General features: G+C 61.1%; 7 protein-coding genes. All 7 read right to left on the reverse strand.

Annotated elements, in window-relative coordinates; translation table 11 throughout:
* Positions 1–103 precede the first annotated feature (103 nt).
* Positions 104–1,084, reverse strand: a complete 981-nt coding sequence (locus AC11WY_RS18885) for a hypothetical protein (RefSeq protein WP_482928356.1) — start codon at positions 1,082–1,084, stop codon at positions 104–106.
* Between the two features lie 16 nt (positions 1,085–1,100).
* A complete protein-coding gene (locus AC11WY_RS18890; RefSeq protein WP_482928358.1) occupies positions 1,101–2,369 on the reverse strand; it encodes a lipopolysaccharide biosynthesis protein in 1,269 nt (422 codons plus the stop codon).
* Between the two features lie 14 nt (positions 2,370–2,383).
* Positions 2,384–3,169 (reverse strand): sulfotransferase domain-containing protein, encoded by a 786-nt coding sequence (locus AC11WY_RS18895; protein ID WP_482928360.1) that lies wholly within the window; start codon positions 3,167–3,169, stop codon positions 2,384–2,386.
* A complete protein-coding gene (locus AC11WY_RS18900; protein ID WP_482928362.1) occupies positions 3,169–4,203 on the reverse strand; it encodes an SDR family NAD(P)-dependent oxidoreductase in 1,035 nt (344 codons plus the stop codon). Before AC11WY_RS18900 ends, AC11WY_RS18895 begins: the two co-directional genes overlap by 1 nt.
* Positions 4,203–5,351 carry an NAD-dependent epimerase/dehydratase family protein gene (locus AC11WY_RS18905; protein ID WP_482928364.1) on the reverse strand — a complete coding sequence of 383 codons (1,149 nt, stop codon included), beginning with the start codon at positions 5,349–5,351 and terminating at the stop codon, positions 4,203–4,205. Before AC11WY_RS18905 ends, AC11WY_RS18900 begins: the two co-directional genes overlap by 1 nt.
* 13 nt (positions 5,352–5,364) lie before the next feature.
* Positions 5,365–6,360: an NAD-dependent epimerase/dehydratase family protein gene (locus AC11WY_RS18910; protein WP_482928366.1), complete on the reverse strand. Its 996-nt coding sequence runs from the start codon at positions 6,358–6,360 to the stop codon at positions 5,365–5,367.
* Between the two features lie 97 nt (positions 6,361–6,457).
* Positions 6,458–6,602, reverse strand: a 145-nt coding sequence (locus AC11WY_RS18915; protein WP_482928124.1) for a methionine adenosyltransferase domain-containing protein, incomplete at its 5' end; no start/stop codon positions are given.

Consider the following 6,602-nt stretch of genomic DNA (forward strand, 5'->3'; position numbering starts at 1 on the left):
GGCAAGAGGCGCCCGAACAGCGTCTCCTCCGTGAGATCAACAGAAACCCCCTCCAATCCGAACACCGTCAGCTGAAATCAACGAACGAATGACCGGCAGGCCGTCAGCACCAGATGTGGTGGGTGCCGGACTCAGGGGGATAAGCCTTACTCTGATATATTTGCCCCTCAAGATGACCCGAGGCCCACGATAATATTGGAAATGTATCGCTCCCCCTCAACCGCCCGCTATTGACTAGGTCTATTACACCCATAGACCCAACAAACAGGTTCGAGGCCCCTCCAGGCAAAGCAAAGAAGGCGGCGGCAGCGGCCACCTTTGCAGACGAAATGTAGTTAATAATACCGACCGATCTGGCGATCCCAATGAACCACAAGAGAAAGACCGCGAAAACCAGAGAGGCGATTTGAATAGGGGTGAATCTCTTGCCGCCCAAAGTATACATCAGCAGCATCAGCGTTCCGATCGCCAAGGTTCGCCGGGCAACCAGAAAGGCAAGTATGATGACGCAAACGTAGATAAATACTACGATCCGTCTCCTATTTCTCGAACCTAAATACGTCAGGCAAAAAGCAACGAACCCATTAAAAAGCTGATTCACGGTTGAATTCACACTTGATGCATTCGCATATACTGTACCGTAACCCTCATACAATACGGTGTCGGATCTTAAATACTTAATCAAGAGGCCGAAGATTACCGCGAACAGGAAGCAGATCACCAACAGATCAATCTTTACGATCGCTTTGGATTTCGCTTCCCTTGGTTCCCGATGAAGTTTTGCTCCTAGGAAATATGACGCCACGAACAAAGATATAAGCAAAACGGCAGCGACCTTCAATGCTGGATTGCCTTGAAGATCATAGTTCAGCATCGTAAAATGTTGAAATCCAGCCAAATCCGTCGCCAATGGCGTGAGCATTGGCAGCGAAGTCAAAAACGCACCCGCGACAACAAGGTCAAGCCTAAATACCTTAATCTGTTTATACATCGCAATAAATACGAAGGCCACTGGCACAATCGAAGCAAATCGATATCCCGCAACCGCGTTGACCATCACTCCGGCCTCATAAAGGATGGTCAATTTCTGTTTCCGGACATCAGAACCCTCTACGGATCAGGAACCGATGCATCGACATATGGACGAGCACGGAGCGCGCGACAGCGATGACGCCGTAGGCGACGACGAAGCCCGTAAGTTGCCACGCCCAGGTCAAGAACGGGAAAAGGACCAGACCTAACACGAGGAAGCTGGTATTTATCAGCATGGCCTTGCGCTCCAGTCTTCCCATGTTCATCGCCATTGCGGCTGGCCCGAACAGGACAATCGCAAAGTTGGCAAGCGCCATATAGCGCAGATAAGGTGCTGCTGCGACGAATTTCGGGCCGAGCAGCCCGAGGCAAAGCCCGGGCACCGCGATGAACGCCAAAAGCAGCGGCAGCGATACCGCCGCGCCGCTCAACATCGCCCGCCGCATCGTCCTGCGCAATCCCTCGCGGTCGGCGTCGACGATGTGATGGACGATCTGGGCGGCGATGAAGGGATTGATGGCGAGGATCGGGAAGCTGACCATGACGGCCAGCCGTTCGGCGCCACGGATCAGGCCGAGATCGGCGCTGGTAAGGAAGGGCGCGGCAAGCGAGAAGGAGCCAGCCTGAAGCAGAAAGCCCGCCAGCGCGATGAGGGTGAAATCCCACTGACCTTGCCAGAGTTCCTTCGGGTCTCTTGGTGCAGAGCCTTCAACCTGACCTGAACCAACGGCGACCCCGTCGCGCCAAAGAAAGGTGAGGGCCATGAGGCTCACAAGCCCCATCGCCACCACCAGAACGACGGGCGCCAACGATCCGGCGAAGCGCTGCCCGATCAACAGGCCGCCCGCGACGAGAAGGCAGGCGACGACAGAGATCCCGCCGATCTCGAACAGCGGCGATATCCAGGTCCGCCCCGATCCTTTGACGTATCCGGACACGAGGTTCAGTGCGGTCGACAGGGGAAGGGCAAGGACGAAGGCCACCGCACTCCCCGGAAGCACAGGGCCGAACATGCCACTCGACAGCAGCGCCGCCCCGGCGATCGACATGACGACCGAGGGCCAGAGGCACAACTTTGCCGCCGTCCGAAGAAGTCGGATCGGCAGCGCGGCATCGCGGTTTGCTTTCGCTTCGGCGACCGCCCTGATCAGGATCACATCCAGCCCGCGCCGCGTCAGGATGCCGATTGTTCCCAAAAGGCTGACGAACAGTGCAAATTGGCCCAGCACCGTCGGCCCGCCCTGCCGCGCCACGAGGAAAGCCAGGAATGAGCCGCCGACGGCCGCGCCGATGCGCGAGATGAACGTGGCAGAAAAACGGATGCTTGCGCTGAGCATGGCGTGACGCTCCGCTAGAGTTCGTAGCCGAGTTGCTTCATCGGCCCGGCGTAACCGGTCTGCTCCAGAGCCGCGATCGCATCGGGTGAAAAATGCGTCTTCCACCCGCCGACCGACCCTTCGCGGATGAAGGAGATTTCAGCGGTGGCAGGCAGTTCGTGCGTGGCCTGTTGCTTGGCGCGGGTGAAATCATATTTCCGAGCCACGGCGGATAGCCTCTCCGGCGCCAACCGCTGCCCCGTACGGCCGCTGATGACCCGGTCAAGTTCTCCCACCGTGTCACCGCGCAGCGCCTCATAGGTCGTATGCACGGCGCCCTGTCGCCGCACCCAGATTTCGGCAAATTGCGGCCAACTGAATTTGGGGCTTACCGGATCTGCCGCGATGCGGCGGATGAAGGCCGGAAGATTTCCACGGACGTCGTGGTAATCATCCAACGGATATTTTCGCTTGGTCATCTGCACAAGCAAGGCGTTCGAGTGTTCATTCACGAAGTACGAATGGTGGTAGAAAGATACCAAGAGGTCGCGCGGGTCGCGCCATATCAGAACGACATTCCTCAACCCAAGTGGGGATAGGAAGTGACCGTGCGTCACGCTCCTTTCCAAGCGGATGGGAGCGTTGCGCCGGAAAGGAATGTCCAGCGCCTCGGACATCATTTGCGCAAGCCAGGTTCCGCCGGATTTGGGAAATTCATTCACAAGGAGGTACGGCGCTACGCCGGAAAACGCGCGAACATAGAACTTGTGGCGCGCCGCCGCGAAGCGTGACGCGATATGGCGGCCGAAGGGCGACGTCACTAGATCACGCCCCGGTCGATCAGATAGCTGGCGAGCGCATCGCGCGCCATGACGGCCTCGACACTGGAATTGTACGGCCGATCCGGCCTTGGCGCGGCGGTGAGGTGATCGTAGGTTCCTGACGAGAGGTTCGCAAAGGCCGACACGATCACGAAGAAATCCTTGTACTCGAAGGTGCGGCGGACCTCTTCGTCGTTCATCAGTTCTTCGTACATCTTCTCGCCCGGCTTGGCGCCGATCTCGGTGATGTCGACCTTGCGGTTGCCCGCCAGACGTTCCCACATCACCTGCGCGATGTCTTCGATGCGGGCGACCGGCATCTTGGTCACCATCACTTCTCCGCCCCGCGCCAGCCATACGGACTCCAGAACGAGCGACGCCGCCTCGGACAGCGTCATGATGAAGCGGGTCATGCGCCGGTCCGTTAGTGTGATGGGGCCGCCCGACTCGATCTGGCGGCGGAAAAGAGGCACAACCGACCCGCGCGAGCCGAGCACATTGCCGAACCGGGTCGAAGCGAAGATCGTCTGCGGCTTGCCACGCTTGCTGCCGATCCCGTTCACGTTGGTTTCCGAGGCGGCCGTCATCAGCCGCTCGCCCATCAGTTTCGAGGTTCCCATCACGTTGGTCGGGTTCACGGCCTTGTCGGACGAGGTGAAGATGACCCGTTCAACCTGATTGTCGAGCGCCGCGTCGATGACGTTCTGGGTGCCGAGGATGTTGGTGTGAACTGCCTGCGTCGGGCTGTCTTCGCACAGCCCGACGTGTTTCAGCGCCGCGGCGTGGAGGACGATGTTCACGCCCTGCATCCGCAGGCGGAGCGCCTCGCGGTCGCGGATATCCGCCAGATGGCCCGACACCTTCCCGGAGGCACGGTATTGCTCGATCTGGAAGAACATCTCGCTCTCGTTGTTGTCGAGGCAGACGATGTGCGCGGCCGGGCTTTCGCACAACTGCCGGACCAGTTCGGCGCCGACGGTGCCGCAGGAACCGGTGACGAGGACGGTCTTGTCGCGAAACTTCTCCATCACCATCAGTTCCACCTGACCCGCGGCATGATCCGGTCGGTCACGATCCGCGCCCGGTTCTCGATGATCCGTTCCAGCATCGCAGCGACCACATCGTCGGTCATGTAGTGCGGCTTCAGGCCGAGGTCGCTCAGCCCCGAATGGGCCGGGTTGTAGTAGTGTTCTTCCTTCTCCTTGCGCGGGTTCGGGATCGACTTGACGGCGACGTTCAAGCCCATGCGGTCGCCCACCGCCTTCACCCGTTCGGCGACCTCGTTCACCGTGAAGGTTTCGGTCAACTGGTTGAAGATCCGCAGCTCGCCGCGCTTGGCCGGGTTTTCCGCCGCCAGGCGCACGCATTGCAGCGTGTCGCGCAGGTTCAGGTAGCCGCGGGTCTGGCCGCCACCGCCGTAGACCGTCAGCGGCACGCCGGCCACTGCCTGCACAAGGAAGCGGTTCACCAGGGTGCCGAAGATGTCGTCATAGTGGAAGTTGGGGCAAAGCCGCGGATCAAGGTCGGCCTGATCAGTCGAGAGGCCATAGACCGGGCCTTGCATCAGGTCGGTCACCCGCAGTCCATAGGTGCGCACGTAGAACCACAGAAGGTCAGTGTCGAGCACCTTGGTGGTGTGGTAGAGCGATCCCGCCGCGCGCGGGAACAGGAACTTGTCCTTGCGCCCCTTGTGCTCGATCTCCAGCCATCCTTCCTCGATATCGATGTTCGGCGTGCCGTATTCGCCCATCGTGCCAAGTTTCACGATATGGCACTCGGGCACGATGTCCTTGGCCGCCCAGATGCAGTTGAACGTCACGTTCAGGTTGTTCTGGAAGGTCAGCCGCGCCTCGGGAAAGCCGCGCATCGAGTAGGGCGCGGAGGGCTGCTCGGCGTAGTGCACGATGGTGTCGGGCATCGCCTCGCGGACGATGCCGAACATCACTTCGGCATCGGACAGGTCGCCGATGCGCACCTTGATCACATGCCCGGTTGTGGCCTGGAAGATGCGGGCCCGTTCCGACAGGGTCGGGGTGGACAGCAACGCCTCGCTGTCGGTCGCTTCGGCGATCTGGCGGCGCAGATAGTTGTCGGCCACAACGACCTCATGCCCGGCCGCGGCAAAGTCCATTGCGGTCGGCCAGCCCAGATAGCCGTCGCCGCCCAGAATCAAAACACGCATTCAAACACCTCCATCAGTTATGCTTCTCTTTTCGGGCCTCGAGAAAGAACCGGACCGTGCGCCGAAGGCCCTCTTCCAGGGCCACATCGGTCGTCCAGCCCAGACGTGCCCGCGCCTTGGACGTATCCGAGTAATTCCGTGCGACATCGCCATCGCGGGTGGCACCGTAAAACACGTCGGGAAGGGTCATCCCCTCTGCCGCCATTGCGCGCAACAGCACGCGGGTCATTTCCTCGACGGTGGTCTCTTCTGCCGTGGCGATCTGGAAGGTCTCGCCACCGATACCCGGCGTCTGGCAGGCCAGGATCACCGCCCGCACCAGATCCGAGATGTGGATGAAATCGCGCGTCTGCGCGCCGTCGCCATAGATTTCAAGCTTCTCGCCAGCCAGCGTGGCCTTGATGAACTTGGCGACCACCGATCCCTTGTGACCGGAGCCCTCGCCGTAGACGTTGCCGAACCGCAGGGTCACGGTGTCGAGGCCGTAGCAATGGAAGTAGGCGGAGCAATAGCCCTCGCCCGCCAGCTTGGAGGCGCCATAGGGCGAGGCCGGATGCGGCGCCATCTCTTCGTGCAGGGGCGGGGTTTGCACCCCGAGTGGCGCTCCGGACGAGGCGAACACGAAGCGCGGAACCTTCGCGGCGCGGCAGGCCTCCAGCACGTTCAGCACGCCCAGCACGTTGGTCCGGCAATCCGCCATCGGATCAGCGACGGACTGCGGAACCCCGGTGTTCGCGGCCAGGTGAACGACGACATCGGCGCCCCGCGCCATGCGGGCGATCGCCGCAGCGTCGAGGATGTCGGCCTGCACGAGGGAAACGCCCTCCGGCCAGACATCGGCATCGGCGCCAGGGTCGATGTCACGCACCGGCGCCACCTGCGCGAGGTCCTGCCGCGTGCCGACCGAGAGGTTGTCGTAGACGCGGATCGACACCGGACCACGGCCGATCAACTCGGCGATCAGGGCCCGCCCGATGAAGCCGCAGCCGCCAGTAATCAGCCAGTTCATTCGACACCCTCATCGTTTTTCGACGCCACGCCTCGGGCTGCAAAGGCCCGCGGCACAGTTTGTTCCCGAAACGTACCGCTCGTGTCGGGCCTTGTCATCACCTTACCGCCTGCTTCAACGCCTCGATCAGGTCGGTCTTCTCCCACGAGAAGCCGCCGTCGGCGTCGGGCTGGCGGCCGAAGTGGCCGTAGGCCGAGGTGCGGGCGTAGATCGGGCGGTTGAGGTTCAGGTGGGTGCGGATG

The sequence above is a fragment of the Solirhodobacter sp. genome (assembly GCF_964715405.1).

Bases quoted from the DNA above. Each gene is read 5' to 3' on its own strand.
- AC11WY_RS18890 (WP_482928358.1), bottom strand. From the start codon at position 2,369: ATGCTCAGCGCAAGCATCCGTTTTTCTGCCACGTTCATCTCGCGCATC.
- AC11WY_RS18900 (WP_482928362.1), bottom strand. From the start codon at position 4,203: ATGGTGATGGAGAAGTTTCGCGACAAGACCGTCCTCGTCACCGGTTCC.
- AC11WY_RS18905 (WP_482928364.1), bottom strand. From the start codon at position 5,351: ATGCGTGTTTTGATTCTGGGCGGCGACGGCTATCTGGGCTGGCCGACC.
- AC11WY_RS18910 (WP_482928366.1), bottom strand. From the start codon at position 6,360: ATGAACTGGCTGATTACTGGCGGCTGCGGCTTCATCGGGCGGGCCCTG.